The sequence below is a fragment of the Chryseobacterium taeanense genome (genome assembly GCF_900099685.1).
Classification (GTDB): Bacteria; Bacteroidota; Bacteroidia; order Flavobacteriales; family Weeksellaceae; genus Chryseobacterium; species Chryseobacterium taeanense.
Genome location: NZ_FNDW01000008.1, coordinates 30769 through 53546 on the forward strand (window position 1 = coordinate 30769; position 22778 = coordinate 53546).

Here is a 22778-nt window from a genome sequence, read left to right on the forward strand (position 1 = left end):
CTTTTCTTTCTGGCTAAATAAAATAAAAAGGCTCAGATTATAAAATCCAAGCCTTTATGTATATTCTTCGTTTATAAAATTTTATTTCTTTACTATTTTATGTTTAAACTGCATTCCGCCTTCAAGGCTTATATCTAAAATATATACTCCTGCAGGATAAGCCGAAAGATCTACCTTCGATTCCTTTACTTCATTAAGTTTTCTTCCTTCCGTAGAATAAACCGAAATACTTCTGAGTTTTTTATCTGATCTGATATTCACAAAATCTGTCGTAGGATTAGGAAATATGGCAACATCAACGGTAGAAACATCTTTCACAGACAATTGCTGACTGGTACTTTGCAAATACATGGAAAGAACGATTCTTCCGTCCTGTCCGTAGAAAACAGCACTTGGCACTTCATATTTAAGTGTATGATTGCCTGCCGCCAAGGTAGCTGTCGTAAAACTTCTTATAGGAACAGCATCACCCGGACACCAGTTGTTCCAGGAAGTCCACCAGGATGTAGAATGAACGGATGTTCCATAAATACCGTTTCCCTGAGTATTATACATTCTGTAAGGTTCGCAGGAAGTTCCACCCGGAGTGAAAGTTAAAACCTGATTATTATCCAATGACACAAAATTCTGCCTTCTTACATATTCTTCACCATTTGTATTAGCGCCGTGTGGTGTGGAAATAATAAAAAACTGGGCATTATCTGTACTTTGCGTAAGATTAAAATTGACAAGCCTTACTGTTTGCCCTGTCTGATCGGTATTATTATAATTATTTAATTCATTAGAATCTAAAAGCGGAAGCAGATTATTGTAAGCCGTAATAAGTGAAGGATCATTATAAGTAACAAAATCAAGCGTTCCGGCAAAAACATCGTTTCTTCCGGCACAACCGGCAACCTGAGTATTGGCAGCATAAGGAACACCAAAAACATCCAATTCTACCCAGATATCATAAGAATTTCGCAACGTCATATTGCTAAAAATCGAATAAAGATTGTCTACCTGATAAGTATAAGGAACTTCTATAGGAGAAATATTTTTATTCATGAAAGGTGTAATATATCTCCCGACCTCAATCCTTTTTACAGTCGTATCATTGAGTGTGTATGATGCCTGATTTTTCGGAACCAGTGCAATATGAACACCTCCGATTCTGTCATAGTTATCACAAAGCGCTCCGATTTTAACATTCATCTGAATTTTATTGTGAAAAGAATTCAGTTCAGAATCCGTTAATTTTTTAGTATATCTGAAATTGGCAAGCCTTATGGTATTGGCAGGAACGGGATCTGAAACATTAGCAGCATATCCGTCGTAAAAAACGATTTGTGAAAATACATTGACCGTGGTTTGCGCTGTGCTTTTACAAAAGCCGATGAAGATCATTAAATAAAGTAGAATTTTTCTCATAAATTATTTATTTTCTCCAAAGCTACAAATTTACTTATTCATTTATTAGGATGAAGTACAAAATAAGTATCAAAATAATAAAGATAAATGAGTATTAAAGTATATTTTTCACCTGCTGTTTTTAATGATGAATTAAAAAAGGCTGTATTCTTAAGAAACAGCCCTATATTATCAAATAAATTTTTTATTCTTTAGTCCTTCATTCTTGCGATTACATCCAGTCCGCCTTTTGTAATATCACCGATCTTACAAATAATCTCCGTATCAAGAGGAAGGAAAACGTCCATTCTTGAGCCAAATTTAATAAAGCCAAACTCATGTCCTGCTTTTGCATCATCGCCTTCATTACAATAGAAAACAATTCTTCTGGCAACATACCCGGCAATTTGTCTGAAAACGACCTGATGATTGGTTAAGCTTTCTACAGCAACAGTAGTTCTTTCATTCTCGGTAGAAGATTTCTCATGCCATGCAACCAGATATTTCCCGGGATGATATTTTTTGTAAATAACTTTTCCTGAAACCGGATATCGACAGATATGTACATTAAGCGGAGACATAAATATAGAAATCTGAATCGCTTTTCCTTTGATAAATTCATCTTCTTCCACTTCTTTAATCATGACTACCTTTCCGTCAACCGGTGCGATCACATTTTCTCTGTGTTCCAGTATATCACGATCCGGCACCCGGAAGAACCAAAATACAAGACTGTAAACCACCAGCAAAGGCAGAATGATTACCAACGACCACATTTCGAGGAAATAAATGGCCAATGCACTCAAAATGATAAACAATAAGGATGCAACGGTAATTGTTCCTTTTGATTCTTTGTGTAATTTCATGAGATTAAATAAATTTTTCTAAAATAAAGTACAAATATACGACAGGAACGCAGATTAAAAAACTATCCAGACGATCCAGCACTCCGCCGTGCCCCGGAATAATGTTTCCACTGTCTTTTACCCCGAAATTTCTTTTCAACTGGCTTTCCACCAAATCTCCCACAGGCGCAAAAGCGGCCACCAGAAATCCTACTACGATCCAGTTCCCACGAAGATCAGGCTGATATTGCTCAATAAAATATGACAAGACCAAGGTAAGCAGTACTCCACCTATATAGCCTTCCCATGTTTTTTTAGGGGAAATCTTGGGTGCCATTTTATGTTTTCCAAAAAACTTTCCGGTAAGATAAGCAAACGTGTCGCTGCTCCATATTAAAACAAAAAGAAAAAGTACCTCTAAGGAAAACCGATCATCGAATCTGGAGAACTTCGGTAAGCCTAATGCAAAACTGAAGGGAAGCGCTACGTAAATGACTGTAAAAATCAATTTCCCACTATCATAATACAATTCGTTCGGATATTTGAACAGTGTGACCACTGCAATAACTATTAAAAGTAAAGCCAAAATCTCACTGATCCTGAAATCGAAAAAGAAATCAAAGTGGAAATATCGTTTAGAAAAAATATAAAATATAAAAATGATGAGCGGAAGGACAACCCATCTTTCATATCCGTTTCCGAACTTCATTATTTTAAAACACTCCCACGAACCTACTCCAAGCAGCAATGTAATTAAACCGTAATACAGATATTGTTGCTTCACAAGATCCGGCACTATACTATTGATAAGCTGTGCTCCCAGCGGTGTTGTACAAAGAATAATGATTGCTACATAAACAATTCCTGATATCGTTCTTTGAATGAGATTTTTGTCCAAAATTCTAAAAATTTATAAAGTGATGCCTAATCTTCAAGCAACAGTAAAAACAGTTTGGTATTGCTATTGGAAGAAGTATCCAGCTTCGACTGAGCTCCACTGATGGATGTGAGATTTTTGATATTTCCGTTTCTTTTGATCTTCCCCATCGCATCGTTAAGGTTATTCACGATCTGTGAAACGTTTGCCATGATAATAATCTTGTTGGGCAGCCTTGAAGAGTGATAATGAAGGATATTATTATGAGAAAGCATAATCCTTCCATCATATGCAATAAGATATTCGCAGGTAATGAAACTAGCATCATTATCGCTTTTCAGCTCTTGGGTATAAGGAGTTTTTACAACATTCAAAAAGTTCTGGAGGTCTTTATCCCAGCAGAAAATGTTGTTGATGTTTTCTATTTTAATAATTTGGTGTAAAGTCTGCAAAGCCTCGGCTTCATCTGCGCAGTAATTGAAAAATCCTCCTGAATGAGTAAACAATTGGGCAAATTTGTAATCAAGATCCGCATTTTTCAGCGAATCCCCTAGCTTCTCCAGACTTGGTCTTTCTTCCTCTTCAGGCTGGTTGGTAAGTTTGCTTACAATCCTCTTGAATAAATTCAATTTAAATTATTTTTTTAATCAATTAATACAAAAATATAAAATTAATCACATAGAAATCTAAAAACGTGCCGATAAATATGAAAAAACCTGACAATTACGGAACTGTCAGGTTTTACTTATTTAATTTTAAAGATTTTTAAAGTTGTGTCGGGCTTTCAGGTGCCTGAATTTCACTTTCTTCCTCTTTATCTTTAATGATAATTTCTTCATTCGGCTCCTTAGCCGTCGGGATTGTATTCGTTACAGGTTTTTCCGTCAATTCCGGATCCCAGGCTCTTTTTCCGAATACTTCTTCAAGATCTTCTCTGAAGATTACTTCTTTTTCTAAGAGCTTATTGGCAAGCGCATCGAGCTTATCTTTATTGTCTCTTAAAATCTGAACCGCTCTTTCATATTGAGTTTCTATAATTCCTTTAATTTCAACATCAATTCTCTTTGCGGTTTCTTCAGAATATGGTTTACCAAAACTATATTCAGACTGGCCAGAACTGTCGTAGTAAGAAATATTACCGATATTCGGGCTTAATCCATAAATAGTAACCATCGCCTGAGCTCTTTTCGTTACACTTTCAAGGTCAGAAAGTGCTCCTGTTGAAATATTATTAAATATCACCTGCTCTGCGGCTCTACCTCCTAATGTCGCACACATTTCGTCAAGCATCTGTTCAGTTGTTGTCAGCTGTCTTTCTTCCGGCAGATACCATGCAGCCCCTAAAGAACGCCCTCTAGGAACGATCGTAACTTTCAACAATGGTGATGCATGCTCTACAAGCCATGAGATTGTTGCATGTCCCGCTTCGTGATACGCCACTCTTTTCTTTTCAGAAGGTTTGATGGCTTTATTCTTCTTTTCAAGACCTCCGATGATACGGTCTACCGCATCAAGGAAATCCTGTTTCGTTACGGATGTATGATTGTTTCTTGCTGCAATAAGTGCCGCTTCGTTACAAACATTAGCAATATCTGCCCCACTAAAACCAGGAGTTTGTTTTGCTAAAAACTCGCGGTCTACATTATCATCAAGCTTAATTTTCTTTAAATGTACATCAAAAATCTGTCTTCTTTCATGTAATTCCGGAAGATCAACGAAGATAGAACGGTCAAAACGCCCTGCTCTCATTAATGCTTTATCCAGAATATCTGCTCTGTTGGTGGCAGCCATTACGATAACATTGGTATCAGTTCCGAAACCGTCCATTTCCGTAAGAAGCTGGTTGAGTGTATTTTCTCTTTCATCATTTCCGCCAGAGAAATTGTTTTTCCCTCTCGCACGTCCTATTGCATCAATTTCATCGATAAAAATAATAGCAGGAGATTTAGCCTTCGCCTGAGCAAAAAGGTCTCTTACTCTTGAAGCTCCAACTCCAACAAACATTTCCACAAAATCGGAACCAGATAATGAGAAGAACGGAACTTTAGCCTCACCCGCTACAGCTTTCGCCAATAAAGTTTTACCTGTTCCCGGAGGGCCTACCAAAAGAACTCCTTTAGGAATTTTCCCTCCTAATTTTGTATATTTCTCTGAGTTTTTAAGGAAATCTACAACTTCCTGAACTTCTTCTTTTGCTCCTTCCAGCCCCGCAACATCTTTAAATGTCACCTGAATTCTTTCCTTTTCATCAAAAAGCTTAGCTTTAGATTTCCCGATAGAAAAAATTTGTCCTCCGGGACCGCCTCCGCTACCCATTTTTCTGAAAAGAAGGAAATAAAACAATCCTAAAATCGTGATCCAGATCAAAGCCTGAATAAGAATACTCATCAACGGGCTTTCTCCTTCTGCATAATCTTTGGATGTGGTAAGCTGAGGATTCTGCTGTTTCAGAGCCTCAAATTTCTCTAGGAAAAGTCTCAGATCTCCGTATTTGAGTGTATAATCTGCTTTTGGAGCCATCGAAAAGGCAGAAAAAGGGCTTGTTGTTTTATCATCTTTTTTTACGGCAGCTGTTTTAGCAGCCTGTGTTAAAAATACATCAGCCTTTTGGGCTTGTTTATCTATCAAAACTCTCTGGACTTTCCCTGCCTGCATTTCTTTAAAGAAACCATCCTCATCAATAGATTTTGCACTATTATCGCCTAAAAAATTAGGGACAAAAAATAACAAAAGAGCTATGATCGCAATCGGAAAGAACCAGTTAAATCCTTTATTGTTCATTTATACTTTTTAAAATTTAATATTCATTTTCAATTCTGGTAATGGCGGCATCACCCCAGAGTTCCTCTATATCGTAGTACTCGCGTACCTGTTTCTGGAAAATATGTACAACCACGGAAACGTAGTCTACCAGCACCCACATTGCATTTTCCGTACCTTCTACGTGCCAAGGTCTGTCTTTAAGATCGTTTCTTACTTTCTTCTCTACACTTCCTGCCAACGCTGAAACCTGAGTGTTTGAGTTTCCGCTACAAATTATAAAAGTTTCTGCTACTGAATTTTCAATATTAGAAAGATCAAAGATCATGATATCTTCACCTTTTACATCCTGAATAGCTTCTACAATTTTATCTATTAGCGCTTGTTTTTCTACTGTTTTATTCATTAAAAAATACTATAATCTGCAAATTTATTGTTTTTCTTTCACTTTAGCCTTACTTTTACCGCCCGAAAGTCTTAAAGTTTTCTTAAATGAGTCAACTATTCTATCTGAAGGAATGCTCTTCTACTAATGACGAAATTTCAAAGTTTTTACTTTATGAAAATTCTGATTTTACGGCACTTTATACATTCAATCAAACCAACGGGAGGGGTCAGTATGGAAATACTTGGTCATCAACTGCTGAAAAAAATTTAGCCTATACTCTTGCGACAAAGGCGGAAAACATTAAGTTGTCCGATTTCATGTTCAATTATTATACCGCAAACATAATCCGTGATTTCCTTGCCAATTTGACTGAAAATAACATAAAAATTAAATGGCCGAATGACATTATCCTTAAAAGTAAAAAAATCGTCGGAATTTTAATTGAGAAGAAAAAAATTAATCAAGACAATTATTTCATCATTGGAGCGGGCTTTAATGTTCTTCAGGAAAAATTTGACGAAATATCAAATGCAGGTTCGCTTTTAACCCTTACTAACAAGCATTTTGATCTTAATGCATTTACGATTTCCCTTCACGATTTTTTAGTAGAAAAATTAAATAAAATTCCATCTGAAACTGAAATTCTGAATTATTTTAACGTTAATCTATTCCGAAAGAATGAGATTTCTGTTTTTGAACTGAACGGACAGCGACAAAATGGCATCATCAAAAATGCTGACAAAAATGGAGAAATCTGGATTGATCTCGAAAATGATGGCTTAAAATCTTTTTATCACAAAGAAATAAAACTTCTTTACTGATTGGCTCTTTTCAGATATAAAAACAAAGCCAGTGGTGAGAAAACAATATTTGGAAACCACATCGCCAGAGCCGGCGACATACTTTTGTTTTCAGATACGACTTTTAAAGCCTCAAATGAGAATACAAAAACAAATGCCAGGGAAATTCCCAATGCAAGATTAATTCCCAATCCTCCTCTTTTTTTCTGCGACGAAAGGGAAAGTGCCAAAAAAGTAAGAATTACAATAGAAACAGGCATTGAAGTCCGCTGATAAAGCTCATTAAGATGCGCATTCAGATTACTGTTCCCTTTTTCGGTTTCTCTCTTAATGAATTTCAGAAGTTCAGGAGTTGTTTTATTCTGGCCTAAAAGTTCATTGGGGAAAAGCTCTTCAGGATCATGTCCATAGCTTTTTTTCAGATCAAATCCGTTTGCCAGTTTTTCCGTATCATCTTTATTGATCGTTTTTTCGGTGTAGGAATTCAGTACAAAAAGCTTTTTATCTTTATCCCAGGATACATCCGAAGCTTTCAGCTCATACGTCATCTTTCTGTTTTTATCAAACTTCTGATAAACAAATCCTGAACCTCTCTTTTCCCGTTTATTCCATGAATTGATAAAAATATATTCTGTTTTGCTCAACTGCGCCGAGGCGGGAGCCGTACCCAATACCTTTTCCTTATTGGCAGCATTGTAAGTGTAAGCTTCTAACTGATTTTTCTGAATATTTGCCCAAGGCAGGACAAAATGATTAATCCCTAATGATACCACAGCAATAAAAAGCGATGTTAACAAATAAGGCCTCGCAAATCTGTGAAAACTTGCTCCACTGCTGATAATGGCTACAATTTCTGTATTATTTGCCATTCTGGACGTAAAATAAATTACTGAAATAAATACCAAAATAGACAGAAACGTCATCACAAGATTAACGATCCAGAACGGATAAAAATGTACTAAAAAATACGTGACATTCAGTTTAGGATCAATTGCCGTAGCGTTTTCAATTCTCGGAATCTTCTGTTGCACATCAATCACAAGTACAACTATAGACAGCAGTATCAGCATGAAACTGAAGGTTCCAAGGTACTTTTTTATGATATATCTGTCTACGATTTTCAGCATCTGATGTATATTAAAATTTAAAGCCTTTGTCTCAGAACAGGAACAACAGAGTTTTTCCATTGATAAAAATCCCCTGCTATGATGTGTTCTCTTGCCACTTTAACCAAATCTAAATAAAACGCTAAGTTATGAATTGAAGCGATTTGTTTTGCCAGATATTCTTTAGAAACAAATAAATGTCTCACATAAGCTTTTGAATATTCTCTGTCTACGAAACTTGTTCCAAACTCGTCTAATGGTGAAAAGTCTTTTTTCCACTTTTCGTTTTTCATGTTCATGACGCCTTGCCATGTGAAAAGCATAGCATTTCTGGCATTTCTTGTAGGCATAACACAATCCATCATGTCAATTCCTAATCCGATGGATTCCAGAATATTCCATGGCGTTCCGACTCCCATTAGGTATCTTGGTTTTTCTTTTGGCAGAATATCCGTTACCTCATCGGTAATTCTGTACATTTCCTCTTCGGGTTCCCCGACAGAAAGTCCTCCGATAGCGTTCCCTTGCGCGCCAGCTTCTGCGATAACTTCTGCTGAAATTTTTCTTAAATCCGAAAAAGTAGACCCCTGAACGATTGGGAAAAGCCTTTGTTTATGACCATATAATTCAGGATTATTTTCGGTCCATTCGATACATCTCTTCAACCAGCGGTGCGTAAGTTCCATGGAAGATTTCGCCTGATTATATTCGCAAGGATATGCAACACATTCGTCGAAAGCCATGAAAATATCTGCTCCGATCTGCCTTTGGATTTCCATAGATTTTTCCGGAGAAAACATGTGATAACTTCCGTCGATGTGAGATTTGAATCTAGCTCCTTCTTCAGACATTTTTCTGCTGCTCGCTAATGAAAAGACCTGAAAACCTCCTGAATCTGTAAGAATTGGAAGATCCCAGTTCATAAATTTATGTAGCCCTCCAGCTTCCTTCATCACTTCCATTCCTGGACGAAGATAGAGGTGGTATGTATTTCCCAGAATAATCTGAGCTTTTATATCTTCTTTTAACTCTCTTTGATGAACGGTCTTTACGCTTGCAACCGTGCCTACCGGCATAAAGATCGGTGTCTGAATCTTACCATGATCTGTCGTAAGTTCTCCCGTTCTTGCCTTTCCCTCCGAGGTTTTTTCTATATTAAAAAATTTTTGCATCATAAATTATCTTGATAAAACGGGAGCATTCTGAAAATTCTCCGTTTTACTTTTTTTATCCTTTACATATTTTTCCGCTTTCGGATCTTTTTTTAATAATATTTCCTGCGCATCTTCGGCGATAGCGTTCATTTTCTCTTTTACGATGTAATATTTGAAGCTGTCAATATAGTCCGCAGATTTTACGTTATGCATTTTAAGAACATACCTTGTTCCTGCTTCAAGATTTGAATTCGTATACATGAAAGTTGCCTGATCGTTGATTGCCAGGTCGGCCATGATTTCAGCCATTTTATCTTCTGATATCAGGTTTTTAGGCTTATCAATATAATCTCCGCAGGAAAAAAGACACATTAAAACGAAAATGAAGATCAGTTTTTTCATAATCTGTTGATGATGGATTTCCATTTTAAATTTAAAACTCCAAAAACCGCTTCATGAATGATTCCGCCATTCATTTTGCTTTCTCCCAGGATTCTGTTGGTAAAAATGATAGGTACTTCTACAATTTTGAATCCTTTCTTAAAGGCTCTGAATTTCATTTCGATCTGAAATCCGTATCCTTTTAATTTCACATTATCCAAGCCAATTTCTTCAAGCACTTTTCTTGAAAAACATACAAAACCTGCTGTTGTATCATGAATCGGTAATCCTAACACAAATCTTACATATTTTGAAGCAAAATAAGAAAGCAGCACTCTCCCCATTGGCCAGTTGACCACATTAACACCTTTAGAATACCTCGACCCGATTGCCATATCGGCATTCAGGCAGGCTTCAAAAAGTTTTGGAAGATCATTAGGGTCGTGCGAGAAATCCGCATCCATTTCAAAAATATAATCGTATTTGTTTTCGATAGCCCATTTGAATCCATGAATATAGGCTTTGCCCAAGCCGTCTTTAACTCTTCTCACGGATAAATGCAGGAAATGCGGATATTTTTCCTGAAGTTCCTTCACAATATCAGCTGTTCCATCGGGAGATGAATCGTCCACAACCAAAATATGAAAGCCATCTTCCAATGCAAAAACTGCGGAAATAATATTTTCAATATTTTCCTTTTCGTTATACGTGGGAATGATGACGAGTTTTTTCATTTCAGTTTGCAAAGATAGTTTATTTAACCTTTTTATTTTATACAAAATAATCTATAATTTTGCAAAAAAATACTCCTTTGCCTTTATCACAACATTTTATAAATCATATAAGAATACCTGAGAACAACGATTGGGTAATCTTTATATTGTTGGGCTGCATCTTTTTATACCTTTTCATGATGAATATCGTTGAAAGGGAAGCCAATCTGAAAGATTTTTTGCTACAGAAATATTTTGATGCCAGCAACAATCTTCCAAGTTGGGTTATTACCTCATGCGTGACCGCCCTCACCCTATCTGTACTGATCTCACAGTATATTCCTGTTGTGCCCAAATACATTGCAGATCTGCAGATCTTGGGATACCAACTGAACAAATTCGGATATTGTTTACTTGCTGTCATTCTTTTTTATATGATAAAGTCAGGTTTGGGATTTTTATTTTTTCAAAGTACCGGCGATGGAAAAAAGTGGACTGTTTTTTACTTTACTGCAACAAAATTTTATTTTATCCTGTCATTCTTACTGATAATCTTGTGTGTAGCCCATTATTATTTCCCGATTGACAGAAATAAAATGTTTATGTATTACTTTTTCTTTTTTTCTTTCGTATTCATTTTCAAGGTTTTTTTCTATTTATTTCACAAGAACAACATCTTACCTGAAAAATGGTATTATAAATTTTTGTATATTTGCACCCTCCAAATTGCACCTCTTTTGTTGCTTTGGAAATTATTATTTTTTTAATACTGTCAATGATGAGAATAAAGTCTATATTGGTTTCTCAACCAGCGCCAAGTGAGTCGTCTCCGTACCTGGATATTGCAAAGAAGGAAAAGATAAGAATAGATTTCCGCCCTTTCATCCACGTCGAAGGAGTTGACAATAAAGAATTGAGAACACAGAAGATTGATCTTACGCAATATACGGGAATTATTTTCACGAGTAAAAATGCGATTGATCACTACTTCAGATTAGCGGAAGAGCTGCGTTTTGCGGTTCCTGACACGATGAGATACATCTGCCAGTCGGAAGCGATCGCCAATTATCTTCAGAAACATATTGTGTACAGAAAAAGAAAGATCAGTTTCGGGGAAAAGAATTTCTCTGACCTTCTTCCTTTATTTAAAAAATTCCCAACAGAAAAATATCTGCTTCCGTCATCAGATGTTCTGAGCCCGGATATCGTGAAAACAATGGAAGCTTCCAATGTTGACTGGACAAGAGCAATCATGTACAGAACAGTATGCAGCGATCTTACCGATATCAAGGTAAAAGAGTATGATATGCTGATATTCTTCAGCCCACAAGGAATAAAGTCTCTACAACAAAACTTTCCGGATTTCCAACAAGAAGAAACAAAAATCGGTGTATTCGGAACTACAACAATGGCTGCCGCTGAAGAAGCAGGACTGAAAGTAGACCTTATGGCTCCTACAAAGGAAACTCCGTCTATGACGATGGCACTGGAAAAATATATTAAGGCGCTTCATAAGTAAGCTTTACTATAAAAAATAAAGCAACCGTCTTTTCTTACAGGAAAGATGGTTTTTTTTTAACTAAATTTGAACAAGAATTAATATTGAATGGAAGCTCCAAAGGCAAAAAAAATAGAAAAAACACTTGAAAAACACGGTGATAAAAGAATTGACAGTTATTTCTGGCTCAATGAAAGAGAAAATCCTGAGGTAATAAAATATCTTGAAGAAGAAAATACTTACGCGGATTTTATCATGAAAGATACGGAACAGCTTCAGGAAGAACTTTTTGAAGAAATGAAAGCCCGCTATAAAAAAGACGATGAATCTTTACCGTATTTTTTTAACGGTTACTGGTATATGGTTCGTTATGAAAAAGGGAAAGAATATCCTATTTTCTGCAGAAAGTACCAAAGCTTAGAGAATGAAGAAGAAATTATTCTCGATGTTAATGTCCTGGCAGAAGGACAAGATTACTTCGATGTCGGAAGTGTAGCAGTAGCTCCGAATAATGAACTGGCATCTTTTTCGACGGATAATGTAAGCCGAAGAATTTATACCATCAATTTTAAAAATGTAATAACCGGAGAAATTCTTCCGGATAAAATTGAAAACACCACTGGAAAGGCAGTTTGGGCAAGCGACAATGAACACATTTTCTATATAAGAAAAGATGAAAGTTTAAGGGCGTTTCAGGTGTACAGACACAAACTGGGAACAAATTCTTCTGAAGATGTTTTAATTTTCCATGAAAAGGACGACACTTTTGATGTGAATGTTTTTAAAACAAAATCTTTAGAATATATTTTCATTGCCAGCTCGAGTACGATTTCAGACGAGCATCGGTTTATTCCTTCCGATAATGTTTTTGCAGACTGGACGATCATTCAGCCTCGAATAGATGATCTTGAATATTCTGTAGAACATTACGAAGATGAATTTTACATCATCACCAACGCAGACGATGCATTTAATTTTAAAATCGTTAAAACAAAGATCAATAACTGCGGAATGGAAAACTGGGTAGATGTAATTCCGCACCGCCCTGAAGTTTTATTGGAAGGCTTTGAAATTTTTAAAAATTATCTCGTTCTTGAAGAAAGAGAGCAAGGCTTGCTACAGATAAAAATTATTGACGAAAAAAAGCAGGAATCTCATTATTTACCATTTTCGGATCCTACTTATACCGCTTACATAGGTATCAATCTTGAATTTGATACCGAGATTTTACGCTACGGCTATACTTCTTTAACAAAGCCTAGCTCAACTTACGAATACAATATGAAGGAAAAAACCACAAAACTACTGAAGCAACAGGAAGTTTTGGGCGGAAAATTTTTCCCGGAAAATTATATTTCAGAGAGAATCTGGGCAGATTCCAGAGACGGAAAGACGAAAATTCCTATTTCCCTGGTTTATCACAAAGACACGGAAAAATCTGCGGACACGCCTTTACTTCTTTACGGTTATGGAAGTTACGGACATACGGTTGATGCAAGCTTTTCGAATGTAAGACTTTCGATTTTAGACAGAGGCTTCATTTATGCCATTGCACATATTCGTGGTGGTGAATATTTAGGAAGAGAATGGTATGAAGACGGAAAAATGCTGTTTAAGAAAAATACATTTTTCGATTTTATTGATACCGGAAAATTCCTGATTAAAGAAAATTATACCTCATCAAAACATCTTTATGCGATGGGTGGAAGTGCAGGAGGATTGCTGGTTGGTGCCGTGATGAATTACGAACCTACTTTATTCAACGGGATTGTAGCGCAAGTTCCTTTTGTAGATGTCGTGACGACCATGCTTGACGACACGATCCCTTTAACGACCGGAGAATATGATGAATGGGGAAATCCAAATGACGAAGAATATTATCATTATATGAAAGAATATTCACCGTACGATAATATAGAATCTAAAGATTACCCAAATCTATTAATTACCACCGGATTGCACGATTCTCAGGTTCAGTATTGGGAGCCGGCAAAATGGACTGCAAAACTGCGAGAATTAAAAACAGATAACAACATTCTGATTTTCAAAACAGATATGAGCGCAGGACATGGCGGAGCCAGCGGAAGATTTGAATCTTTAAAAGAAGATGCACTGGAATATGCGTTTTTACTTATGATTGATAAGAGATAATTTATAATTGATGACTACAGAAACTAATTATAATCAATTATTTGCAAGGAGAACAAAATCCTTAACCGTAGCAATAATTAATGAGTTATCTGAAATTCCTTACTCTGACAAAATATCAAATATTAGAAAACAGATCTTTCGTTCCTCCTCTTCAACTGCAAGTAATTACAGAGCAATGTGTAGAGCCAGATCGTTAAGGGAAAAATATTCTAAAATTTGCATTGTTGTAGAGGAAGCAGATGAAACTATATTCTGGTTAGAATTGCTTAATGAACTAAATTTATTAAAAAAAGAAAAACTAAATGATTTTTTAAAAGAATGTGATGAAATCCTAAAAGCAACTTCATCTTACAAAAAGAAACTTGGTGATGAATTAAAACACCCACAAAATCAATTATAAATTATCAATTATCAATCATGAATGAAGCAGAATACTGGCAGAAAATACAACAGTTTTTCATTGAAAATTTTGACACAGAGAAAGATGCACCCATTGAAACATACCTTTTTTTAATTGGCCTTCAGGAATTGGGCAGCGGGCAGCAGAAATATACGAAAGATGACAAAGTAAACCTCATTCATATTGCCGTTTGCCGATTACTTGAGCCTTTCGGATACTACAAATTCTCTCATTATGACGACGATGGATATCCACACTTTGAAAAACTGGAAGATCTTCCCGAATTGAAGCCAAATGAACAACAGCTTCTGATGAAAAAGGCAATTATTCAGTATTTTCAGGATGAAGAATTAATCTGAGAATTTAACTTAAATAAAAATGGAGAGTATTTTTACTTTCCATTTTATTTTTTTAAATAATTGAAAATACCAATAAACAAACGGTCTTTTTCCATTTTCCCGGAACACATTTCTTATGCCAAGCATTAAACAATTTATAAATAAATGTTAAAAAACTGCTTTTTAAGAAAAATTAAACAATTTTATGGCTCGTTTTTTGTTTATGAAGTCATAAAATATTTAATTTTAACATTCTATTTTTTAATTGAATAAATAATGAATAATAAATTCATCCCAATAATATCGGTGTTTATGACGATCTCACTGATTGTCTTTGTTACGCTACAGTTTTATTGGTTGAAGCGTTATTACGGTGCGTTGGATCAGGATTTCTCTTCTAAAGTATATTCCTCATTGGAAAATACTTCAAAAATCATCGGTGAGGCAGAAGTCGACAAATACCTGAATGTTGAAAACAAAGATTTCCGAAATAGTATTTTGGCCAGCAGTAACCAGCCTTCTTTAACGACGATACAACAGGTGGAAGATTCTGGGACGCAGAGACAGATTGTTTATTCAAAAAGTATTATTGAGAAAAATCAGCTCCCGATTTCCGCAAAAGGAGATTCGCTGAAGCTGACCACTTTATATTCTGACGAGGCAGCCTACAAAATAAAAAGGGACACTACCAATCGCGAACTTCTTACAACAGACATCAACCGTGACATTGAAAACGGCGATTATGCCATGAAAGAGTTTGTGAAAGTCAATGGAAACAATCTGCCTATCACCAAAAGAGTAGACGAAAAAGTTCTTGATTCTGTAATCACAAAAGAACTGAGAATCAGAGGAATTTCCGCAACTTTCGGCTACGGAATTACCGATAAAAATAACAAACTGACAAGCGTCGTTAATAATTTATACAAAGAAAAGAAAGACAACAATACGTACAGTTATCCGCTTTTTACAGACTCAAAAGAAAGAACGCTTTATACGCTGGCTTTGGTTTTTCCTAAAAAAGAATATTCTCTGGCGATGAACAACTGGCCAATGCTTCTGGGCACTTTTCTTTCTTTGCTCACGATATTAGGGATTTATATTATTTCCATTAATTATATGATGCGGCAGAAAAAGATGGCTGAAGTAAAGACAGATTTCATCAATAATATGTCTCACGAGTTTAAAACTCCTCTCGCAACTATTTCCGTTGCTACTGATTCTTTAGCAAATGATAAAATCGCGACCAATCCTGACAAAGTAAAATACTATTCTGAACTGATAAAGCAGGAAAACCTGAGAATGAAAAAACAGGTAGAAAATGTATTGAATATGTCTAAGCTTGAAAGAAATGAAGTGAAATTATTTTTGAAAGAGACGAATGTGCGCGAACTTATCAGAAAGACGACAGAATCCTTCAATCTCATTGTGCAACAGAGAAACGGAATCCTTAGACAGGAATTTAATGCAACAGAATATAATTTTAAAATTGATGAGTTTCATATCTCTAATATGTTGGTGAATCTTCTGGATAACGCCAATAAGTATTCTCCCGAAACGCCTGAAATAACTATAAAAACCAGAAACGAAGGACATTGGTACGTCATTGAAGTTTCTGACAAAGGCATGGGAATGGAGACTCACAATAAAACAAAAATCTTCGAGAAATTCTTTAGGGAAGAAACCGGAAACATTCATAATGTGAAAGGACAAGGATTAGGTCTTTCCTATGTAAAAAAAATTGTTGAGCTTCATAAAGGTCAGATATTGGTAGATTCCCACAAAGGAAAAGGAAGCACATTCACCATAAAATTACCTACGAACTAAAAAAAATTCAAACCAAATAAACAAAATAGAAGAAGAAGAGAGTGACTATTCATTCTTACTTATTATTAAATTTTAATTCTAAATTATTAAAATTATGAGCAACAGAATATTATTAGTAGAAGACGATCAGAGTTTCGGAGCAGTATTAAAAGACTATTTATCCATAAATAATTTTGAAGTTACACTCGCGATAGATGGAGAACAGGGATTGAAAGAATTTACGGAAAATGAATTCGACATCTGCATTTTCGACGTGATGATGCCGAAAAAAGACGGATTTTCGTTAGCCGAAGACGTGAAAAAAATTGACAAAAATACTCCGATCATATTTCTAACAGCCAGAAATATGAGAGAAGACATTCTGAAGGGATATCAGCTTGGAGCCGATGATTACATCACTAAACCTTTTGATACTGAATTACTTTTATACAAAATTAAAGCAATTCTTCAGAGAAGTTCTACATTGGAAAATGAAGAGCAGGAACAGTTCAAGATCAGCAATATTTTCTTTGATTCTATGCTAAGACAATTGAGAGTCGGTGATAATGAATATAAGCTTTCCCCAAAGGAAAACGAACTGCTGAAACTTCTTTGCATTCATAGAAACGATTTTATGCCGAGAGACCTGGCATTAAGAAAAATCTGGAAAAAAGAAAATTACTTTACAGCAAGAAGTATGGACGTTTATATCGCAAAACTTCGTAAGTTACTGAAAGACGACGAAGGCTTAGAAATCATCAATGTTCACGGTGAAGGATTCAGACTTTTAGTTAAAAACTAAATACAAAATATTCTTATCAACTATAAAATTAGCAAAGCAATTAAAAATGTTTTGCTAATTTTGTTTTATATGAAGAATACAATTTTAGGCTTAATCGCTATTTCTATACTGACGATTTCTTGCAAAAAAGATGAAAGAGCAACTTATTTAAAAGAAGAGGCAGGTGTTCAGCAACCGGCACTTGCGGTAAATCAAACGCCCAAACCTTCGCTTTTAGATCAGGCAGGAATTCAGACAGCACAGAATACTCAAGCTACAGCAGTTACCGCACCCGGAATGAATCCTCCTCACGGACAACCCGGACACCGATGTGATATTCCGGTCGGTCAGCCTTTAAATAGCAAGCCTGCTCCTGTATCACAAACGTCAGCTTCAGCACAAAATAACACCCAGACGATACAGATTGATCCTAATGCTTTACAACCCGGAAAATTCTCTGTCGATAACAATGGGAAAGCAAAAAACGTTAAAACACCAAAAGGAATGAACCCTCCACACGGCGAACCCGGTCATCGATGTGATATTCCTGTGGGGCAGCCATTGAACAGTAAACCCGCTCCCGCTGCACAACCGACTCAGGTTATTGCCCAAAATACTCCGACTCCGACAGGTCCTAAACCCGAACTAAATCCTGCTCATGGTGAACCCTGGCATAATTGCAGCGTAAAAGTTGGTGAACCTTTGCCATAATTTTTGTATTTTTGCAACAATGAAACTGGTTCAGATCATAACAATTGTCTTCTGTTTAGGAATTTTTCTGATTCCTAAAGATAATTTTTATGCTCAGAATATGCAGGAAACATGTTGTAAAGAAAGCTCGGGAAATGACTGCTGCAAAAAACAGCACACAGAGCATTCAAAAGAAAATCATGGTAAAAAACAACAGGAAAAACAATCATGTAATGACGATTGTTGCTCTTATTGTGCCACCTGCTATAGCTTTATAGAAATTCCTTATTCAAGAGACATTAATCTTGATATTTCTTATTATAGATCCGGTAAAAATTTACAATTTCAATATTCGGATCCTTATATTTCCGGTCGTTTAAAAGAAATCTGGCAACCGCCGAAAATAGGTTAATTAAAAAGAAATGTGACAATGTAGTTGTTTAACAATCTATCAATGACTGTTAAATTATTGCATTGTTAAATTGTTCCATTAATTGAATTAATCTAAATTTTAAACAACATGAAATCATATATTTCCAAGGTCATTCTTGGTATATTCCTATTATTTACCCCATTTATATTTGCACAGAACCTTTCTCAGAACCAATTTAAAGTAAAAGGAAATTGCGACCTGTGCAAAGAGCGAATCGAAACTACTGCAAAAAAGGCTGGTGCCAAAAAAGCAAGTTACTCTATTGATTCACAAACTTTAACGTTAGAAACAGAAGGAAATGTTTCATCCGCTGACATTTTAAAGAAAGTTGCAGAGGCAGGTCACGATAATGAGCTATTCAAAGCGGATGAAACCGTATATAATGCACTTCCGGCCTGTTGTCATTATGAAAGAGATCAAATAGTTGCCAATGAAGATCATCATATCCATTCAAAAAAAGAAAATGAATTCTATGTAAAGGGAAATTGCGAATCATGCAAAGCCCGAATTGAAAAGGCAGCTAAAGATGCAGGTGCCGACTCAGCAGAATGGAGTGCAGAAAAACAAACAGTTATATTAAATTTTAACCTTGAAAAGACTTCAGCGGATAAAATTTTAAAGAAAATCGCTCAAGTGGGGCATGATAATGAAAAATACAAATCCAGCGACAGCACTTATAAAAATTTGCCCTCCTGCTGTCTTTACGACAGGGAAATTCAATTTGGTGAAGCAAATCCGAAAGTTCATTCGGAAGAAAGTACCAGCCAAGACCATCATGATCATGGAGCTTCACACACTGAAAACAACAATGAAAAAGCCATCGAAGGTGTTACAGTAACAGGTAGCAAGGCATCTACTTCACTTAGTAAAAAAGAAGCAGGATTAATTTTCAATATTGATAAAAAAGAACTGCTAAAAGCTGCCTGCTGTAATTTATCCGAAAGTTTTGAAACCAATGCAACGGTGGATGTTTCATTCAGCAATGCGGTAACCGGTACGAAGCAGCTAAAAATGTTAGGCTTAGATCAGAAATACACAAGTCTGACAAAAGAACTGTTGCCCGAAATAAGAGGTTTGGCATCTGCTTACGGACTAAGTTTCATTCCAGGAAGATGGATCGAAAGTATTCAGCTTACCAAAGGAGGAAGTACGGTAACGAATGGTTATGAAAGTATTACCGGACAAATTAACACTGAATTATTGAAAAATTCAGAAAAGCCTGAAACATCGCTCAATCTTTTTGCAGATTTCAACGGTAGAACGGAAGCTAACATTACCAGCGTTTCTAAAATCGACGAAAAATGGTCTCAGACTTTCCTTCTTCATGGCAACGGAACGTTTGGTGATACTGATATGAACAAGGATGGCTTTCTTGACCGCCCGAAAGGAACCCAACTTAACGCCGCCTACTTACTGAACTTTAATGACCTTGAAAAGTCTGGATTCGGATCTCATTTCGGAATTAATTTTATCAAAGATGAAAGAACTGCAGGTCAGGTTGGATTTGATAAAAAAATTCCACAAAATCAGCAGTCATTGTACGGTGTCGGGATCGATATCTCACGATTTCAGGTTTGGAATAAAACAGGATATGTTTTTAAAGGAAAACCTTACCAAAGTTTAGGCTGGATGAATCAGTACACCTTTCATCAGCAGGACAGCTTCTTCGGTCTTAGAAATTATTCAGGAAAGCAGCAAACCTATTATTCAAATTTAATTTTTGAAAGTATTTTAGGGAATACCAATCACAAATACAAAGCAGGAGTAAGTTTTATGTATGACGGTTATGACGAAACATATTTAGCTGGAAATTTTAAAAGAAACGAAATTGTTCCGGGAGCTTTTGCCGAGTACACTTTAACTGGTCTAAAATATACTTTGGTCGCAGGAGCAAGGGTTGACTTTCACAATCTGGCAGGAACTCAATTCACACCAAGATTAAATTTTAAGTATGATATTACGCCTCAAACTATTTTAAGACTGTCGGCAGGAAGAGGTTTCAGAACAGCAAATGTTTTTGCGGAAAGCCAACAATATTTTGCTTCAAACAGAAATATTCAGATTCTAGAAAATGGGGGAAATATTTATGGTTTAAAACCTGAAATCGCATGGAATTACGGTGCGAGTCTTCAGCAGGAGTTCAAAATCTTCGGAAGGAAATCTACGGTTATTGCCGATTTTTTCAGAACAGATTTTCAGAACCAGGTGATGGTAGATTTGGATCAGTCGCCTCAGCAACTGACTTTTTATAACCTGGAAGGAAAGTCATTTGCCAATTCTTTTCAGACTCAGTGGGATTTCATACCATTCAGAAACTTTGATGTAAGACTGGCTTACAAATATTATGACGTGCAGGCAGATTATCTGAGTGGAAGAAGAGAAGTTCCTTTTATGGCTAAACATCGTGGATTTGTAAATGTTGCTTATTCAACAAACAAAAACAACAATGGTGGTTTCTGGAGTTTTGACACAACATTGAATATGGTTGGAAAACAAAGACTTCCGAACACCTCAACGAATCCGGAACAGTTTCAAATACCAATTTATTCCAACTCTTATGTTGTATTAAATGCGCAGATCTCAAGAAATTTCAATAAAAAAATAAGAGCTTATTTGGGTGGTGAGAATTTAACTTCTTATTATCAGAAAAATGCAATTGTTGACGTAAAGAACCCTTTCGGAAATTATTTTGACGGCGGAATGGTTTACGCTCCGATTATGAAAGCTAATTTTTATGTCGGGCTGGATGTGACGTTCTAAAGTTTGAGAGCTATAAAGCTTGAATGATTTTCAAATTATTTCATTCGCAAATTTTTAAATTAGCAAAAGCATGGTTTAATGATTAAAGCCATGCTTTTTTGTATATTTATCATAAAGGAAAATTCATGTCACAATCACTTATTTTTGAAGATCATTACAAGAAGCTCGGTATAGAAAATCTTTCTGAAAACCCTCTTGAAGCCTTCAACGGAAGTAAGTTTCGTTATGATATTAAAGTTTTATATATGCCATCCGGCTCTGAGATTTCTGTAGACTTTAATCATTTTAAAGCAACAAAACCCAGTCTTTTTTTCCTCACCAATCAACAGATAAAAATCTCAAAAACCAATGAAAGCGCTACTTTGCTATACTATAACCGTGATTTTTACTGCATTCAGATTCACGATAAAGAAGTGGCTTGTGACGGACTTCTTTTCCATAATGTTTTTGAAATCCCCTTTGTAGAGCTTGAGGAAAATGAAGATTCTATTATTAAAAGTTTATTTAAAAATATTAAAGATGAGCTGCAAGAAAAAGATTCCTCTGCTGAAGAAATGATTAGAACGTATGTAAAACAGATTATCATTCGGGCTACAAGAAAATGGAAAAAGCAGAATCTTGATAATGATACCCTTAAAATTCCAAATAATGAAATTGATATTTTCCGGGACTTCAGCAGATATCTGGAAATTCATTTCAGAGAAAAACACAATGTTTCAGAATATGCAGACCTTCTTCATATTGCGCCGAAAACACTGACCCATAAGTTTAAAAATTTACATCTTGAATCTCCTAACCATCTCATCATCAACAGAATTCTGTTAGAAGCCAAAAGACTTCTTATTTACACGGAAAAAACTGTTAAAGAAGTTGCTTACGATTTAGGATACGAAGATCCGGCCTATTTTAATCGTCTTTTTACCAACAAAACTGGAAGTACACCCACAAACTTCAAGAAAAATTACATTCCGGGAAAAAAGTACAACATTTAAGTCTTTTTATGTATTTATTTGGAATGAAATGTGATATACCTTTGTAACATCAAAACAAACAATATTAACAACAAAAAAATTAAAGTATTATGAGACGTAATGCAACAGCTGTTTGGAACGGCACCATCAAAGAAGGAAAAGGACATTTGACTACACAAAGTACAACTTTAAACCAGACGCAATATTCATTTAACAGCCGATTCGAGGATGGCGTAGGAACAAACCCTGAAGAGTTACTGGCGGCTGCACATGCAGGATGTTTTACCATGAAATTAAGCGCTGAACTTTCTCAGGCAGGATTTACTCCTGAGGAACTAACGACAAAATCAGTGATTACATTAGATCCAAACATCGGGAAAATTACAAAATCTGAATTAACTTTAACTGCAAAGGTTCCGGGAATTTCAGAAGAAGAATTTCAGAAGTACGCTAAAATCGCAGAAGAAGGTTGCCCGGTAAGTGCTGCATTCAATTTTGAGATTACTTTAGAGGCTACTTTGGCGAACTAAAACTAAAACT

Annotated in this window: 23 protein-coding genes; 13 read left to right on the forward strand and 10 right to left on the reverse strand. The window is 35.8% G+C overall.

What is annotated here, in order from left to right; genetic code table 11:
• Nucleotides 1-81 precede the first annotated feature (81 nt).
• From BLR30_RS11885 to rsfS, 6 genes are all read right to left on the reverse strand, one after another.
• Nucleotides 82-1410, reverse strand: coding sequence for a peptide-N-glycosidase F-related protein (locus BLR30_RS11885; protein WP_089858922.1), 1329 nt, complete (start codon nt 1408-1410; stop codon nt 82-84).
• Nucleotides 1411-1601: 191 nt separating this feature from the next.
• Nucleotides 1602-2255 carry a phosphatidylserine decarboxylase family protein gene (locus BLR30_RS11890; RefSeq protein WP_089858924.1) on the reverse strand — a complete coding sequence of 218 codons (654 nt, stop codon included), beginning with the start codon at nt 2253-2255 and terminating at the stop codon, nt 1602-1604.
• Nucleotides 2256-2259: 4 nt separating this feature from the next.
• Nucleotides 2260-3132: a phosphatidate cytidylyltransferase gene (locus BLR30_RS11895; RefSeq protein ID WP_089858928.1), complete on the reverse strand. Its 873-nt coding sequence runs from the start codon at nt 3130-3132 to the stop codon at nt 2260-2262.
• Between the two features lie 26 nt (nt 3133-3158).
• Nucleotides 3159-3740 (reverse strand): LUD domain-containing protein, encoded by a 582-nt coding sequence (locus BLR30_RS11900; RefSeq protein WP_089858931.1) that lies wholly within the window; start codon nt 3738-3740, stop codon nt 3159-3161.
• Between the two features lie 136 nt (nt 3741-3876).
• Nucleotides 3877-5892 carry an ATP-dependent zinc metalloprotease FtsH gene (ftsH, locus tag BLR30_RS11905; protein ID WP_089858935.1) on the reverse strand — a complete coding sequence of 672 codons (2016 nt, stop codon included), beginning with the start codon at nt 5890-5892 and terminating at the stop codon, nt 3877-3879.
• Nucleotides 5893-5908: 16 nt separating this feature from the next.
• Nucleotides 5909-6277 (reverse strand): ribosome silencing factor, encoded by a 369-nt coding sequence (gene rsfS, locus BLR30_RS11910; RefSeq protein ID WP_089858938.1) that lies wholly within the window; start codon nt 6275-6277, stop codon nt 5909-5911.
• A gap of 86 nt (nt 6278-6363) precedes the next feature.
• Between rsfS and BLR30_RS11915 the strand changes: the two genes are divergently transcribed.
• Nucleotides 6364-7080, forward strand: a complete 717-nt coding sequence (locus tag BLR30_RS11915; protein WP_089858941.1) for a biotin--[acetyl-CoA-carboxylase] ligase — start codon at nt 6364-6366, stop codon at nt 7078-7080.
• Here the strand turns inward: BLR30_RS11915 and BLR30_RS11920 are convergent.
• Genes BLR30_RS11920 through BLR30_RS11935 form a run of 4 tightly spaced genes read right to left on the reverse strand, consistent with a single transcriptional unit; the run spans nt 7074 to nt 10434 of the window.
• Nucleotides 7074-8183 (reverse strand): LptF/LptG family permease, encoded by a 1110-nt coding sequence (locus BLR30_RS11920; protein ID WP_089859291.1) that lies wholly within the window; start codon nt 8181-8183, stop codon nt 7074-7076. The genes BLR30_RS11915 and BLR30_RS11920 overlap by 7 nt on opposite strands.
• A gap of 20 nt (nt 8184-8203) precedes the next feature.
• Nucleotides 8204-9337, reverse strand: a complete 1134-nt coding sequence (gene tgt, locus BLR30_RS11925; RefSeq protein ID WP_089859294.1) for a tRNA guanosine(34) transglycosylase Tgt — start codon at nt 9335-9337, stop codon at nt 8204-8206.
• Nucleotides 9338-9343: 6 nt separating this feature from the next.
• Nucleotides 9344-9721 carry a DUF4296 domain-containing protein gene (locus tag BLR30_RS11930; protein ID WP_089859297.1) on the reverse strand — a complete coding sequence of 126 codons (378 nt, stop codon included), beginning with the start codon at nt 9719-9721 and terminating at the stop codon, nt 9344-9346.
• On the reverse strand, nt 9718-10434 hold the full coding sequence (locus BLR30_RS11935; protein ID WP_089858944.1) for a polyprenol monophosphomannose synthase: 717 nt from the start codon (nt 10432-10434) through the stop codon (nt 9718-9720). Before BLR30_RS11935 ends, BLR30_RS11930 begins: the two co-directional genes overlap by 4 nt.
• 179 nt (nt 10435-10613) lie before the next feature.
• On the opposite strand from BLR30_RS11935, the gene BLR30_RS11940 reads away from it, so the two are divergent.
• The 12 genes from BLR30_RS11940 to BLR30_RS11995 all read left to right on the forward strand — a co-directional run bounded on the left by BLR30_RS11940 (nt 10614) and on the right by BLR30_RS11995 (nt 22768).
• Nucleotides 10614-11180, forward strand: a complete 567-nt coding sequence (locus BLR30_RS11940; RefSeq protein WP_262484107.1) for a DUF4271 domain-containing protein — start codon at nt 10614-10616, stop codon at nt 11178-11180.
• Between the two features lie 11 nt (nt 11181-11191).
• Nucleotides 11192-11932, forward strand: coding sequence for a uroporphyrinogen-III synthase (locus BLR30_RS11945; RefSeq protein WP_089859303.1), 741 nt, complete (start codon nt 11192-11194; stop codon nt 11930-11932).
• An 87-nt stretch (nt 11933-12019) separates the two neighbouring features.
• A complete protein-coding gene (locus BLR30_RS11950; protein ID WP_089858947.1) occupies nt 12020-14062 on the forward strand; it encodes a S9 family peptidase in 2043 nt (680 codons plus the stop codon).
• A 10-nt stretch (nt 14063-14072) separates the two neighbouring features.
• Nucleotides 14073-14462 carry a four helix bundle protein gene (locus tag BLR30_RS11955; RefSeq protein WP_089858950.1) on the forward strand — a complete coding sequence of 130 codons (390 nt, stop codon included), beginning with the start codon at nt 14073-14075 and terminating at the stop codon, nt 14460-14462.
• Between the two features lie 17 nt (nt 14463-14479).
• Nucleotides 14480-14821: a hypothetical protein gene (locus BLR30_RS11960; RefSeq protein ID WP_089858953.1), complete on the forward strand. Its 342-nt coding sequence runs from the start codon at nt 14480-14482 to the stop codon at nt 14819-14821.
• Between the two features lie 255 nt (nt 14822-15076).
• Nucleotides 15077-16624, forward strand: coding sequence for a sensor histidine kinase (locus BLR30_RS11965; protein ID WP_089858956.1), 1548 nt, complete (start codon nt 15077-15079; stop codon nt 16622-16624).
• A gap of 94 nt (nt 16625-16718) precedes the next feature.
• Nucleotides 16719-17405 carry a response regulator transcription factor gene (locus BLR30_RS11970; RefSeq protein WP_089858959.1) on the forward strand — a complete coding sequence of 229 codons (687 nt, stop codon included), beginning with the start codon at nt 16719-16721 and terminating at the stop codon, nt 17403-17405.
• Nucleotides 17406-17474: 69 nt separating this feature from the next.
• Nucleotides 17475-18095, forward strand: a complete 621-nt coding sequence (locus BLR30_RS11975; protein ID WP_089858962.1) for a hypothetical protein — start codon at nt 17475-17477, stop codon at nt 18093-18095.
• 19 nt (nt 18096-18114) lie between these two features.
• Nucleotides 18115-18486, forward strand: coding sequence for a hypothetical protein (locus tag BLR30_RS11980; protein WP_175443656.1), 372 nt, complete (start codon nt 18115-18117; stop codon nt 18484-18486).
• Nucleotides 18487-18594: 108 nt separating this feature from the next.
• Nucleotides 18595-21267 (forward strand): TonB-dependent receptor domain-containing protein, encoded by a 2673-nt coding sequence (locus BLR30_RS11985; RefSeq protein ID WP_089858965.1) that lies wholly within the window; start codon nt 18595-18597, stop codon nt 21265-21267.
• Between the two features lie 125 nt (nt 21268-21392).
• Nucleotides 21393-22259 (forward strand): helix-turn-helix domain-containing protein, encoded by an 867-nt coding sequence (locus tag BLR30_RS11990; RefSeq protein WP_089858967.1) that lies wholly within the window; start codon nt 21393-21395, stop codon nt 22257-22259.
• An 89-nt stretch (nt 22260-22348) separates the two neighbouring features.
• Nucleotides 22349-22768 (forward strand): OsmC family protein, encoded by a 420-nt coding sequence (locus BLR30_RS11995; RefSeq protein WP_089858970.1) that lies wholly within the window; start codon nt 22349-22351, stop codon nt 22766-22768.
• Nucleotides 22769-22778: the final 10 nt, after the last annotated feature.

What these genes read in the sequence shown, in the direction of transcription:
- BLR30_RS11885 (WP_089858922.1), bottom strand. Translation starts at nt 1,410, where the DNA reads ATGAGAAAAATTCTACTTTATTTAATGATCTTCATCGGCTTTTGTAAA.
- BLR30_RS11890 (WP_089858924.1), bottom strand. Translation starts at nt 2,255, where the DNA reads ATGAAATTACACAAAGAATCAAAAGGAACAATTACCGTTGCATCCTTA.
- ftsH (WP_089858935.1), bottom strand. Translation starts at nt 5,892, where the DNA reads ATGAACAATAAAGGATTTAACTGGTTCTTTCCGATTGCGATCATAGCT.
- rsfS (WP_089858938.1), bottom strand. Translation starts at nt 6,277, where the DNA reads ATGAATAAAACAGTAGAAAAACAAGCGCTAATAGATAAAATTGTAGAA.
- BLR30_RS11915 (WP_089858941.1), top strand. Translation starts at nt 6,364, where the DNA reads ATGAGTCAACTATTCTATCTGAAGGAATGCTCTTCTACTAATGACGAA.
- tgt (WP_089859294.1), bottom strand. Translation starts at nt 9,337, where the DNA reads ATGCAAAAATTTTTTAATATAGAAAAAACCTCGGAGGGAAAGGCAAGA.
- BLR30_RS11930 (WP_089859297.1), bottom strand. Translation starts at nt 9,721, where the DNA reads ATGAAAAAACTGATCTTCATTTTCGTTTTAATGTGTCTTTTTTCCTGC.
- BLR30_RS11935 (WP_089858944.1), bottom strand. Translation starts at nt 10,434, where the DNA reads ATGAAAAAACTCGTCATCATTCCCACGTATAACGAAAAGGAAAATATT.
- BLR30_RS11940 (WP_262484107.1), top strand. Translation starts at nt 10,614, where the DNA reads ATGAATATCGTTGAAAGGGAAGCCAATCTGAAAGATTTTTTGCTACAG.
- BLR30_RS11945 (WP_089859303.1), top strand. Translation starts at nt 11,192, where the DNA reads ATGAGAATAAAGTCTATATTGGTTTCTCAACCAGCGCCAAGTGAGTCG.
- BLR30_RS11950 (WP_089858947.1), top strand. Translation starts at nt 12,020, where the DNA reads ATGGAAGCTCCAAAGGCAAAAAAAATAGAAAAAACACTTGAAAAACAC.
- BLR30_RS11955 (WP_089858950.1), top strand. Translation starts at nt 14,073, where the DNA reads ATGACTACAGAAACTAATTATAATCAATTATTTGCAAGGAGAACAAAA.
- BLR30_RS11960 (WP_089858953.1), top strand. Translation starts at nt 14,480, where the DNA reads ATGAATGAAGCAGAATACTGGCAGAAAATACAACAGTTTTTCATTGAA.
- BLR30_RS11965 (WP_089858956.1), top strand. Translation starts at nt 15,077, where the DNA reads ATGAATAATAAATTCATCCCAATAATATCGGTGTTTATGACGATCTCA.
- BLR30_RS11970 (WP_089858959.1), top strand. Translation starts at nt 16,719, where the DNA reads ATGAGCAACAGAATATTATTAGTAGAAGACGATCAGAGTTTCGGAGCA.
- BLR30_RS11975 (WP_089858962.1), top strand. Translation starts at nt 17,475, where the DNA reads ATGAAGAATACAATTTTAGGCTTAATCGCTATTTCTATACTGACGATT.
- BLR30_RS11980 (WP_175443656.1), top strand. Translation starts at nt 18,115, where the DNA reads ATGAAACTGGTTCAGATCATAACAATTGTCTTCTGTTTAGGAATTTTT.
- BLR30_RS11985 (WP_089858965.1), top strand. Translation starts at nt 18,595, where the DNA reads ATGAAATCATATATTTCCAAGGTCATTCTTGGTATATTCCTATTATTT.
- BLR30_RS11990 (WP_089858967.1), top strand. Translation starts at nt 21,393, where the DNA reads ATGTCACAATCACTTATTTTTGAAGATCATTACAAGAAGCTCGGTATA.
- BLR30_RS11995 (WP_089858970.1), top strand. Translation starts at nt 22,349, where the DNA reads ATGAGACGTAATGCAACAGCTGTTTGGAACGGCACCATCAAAGAAGGA.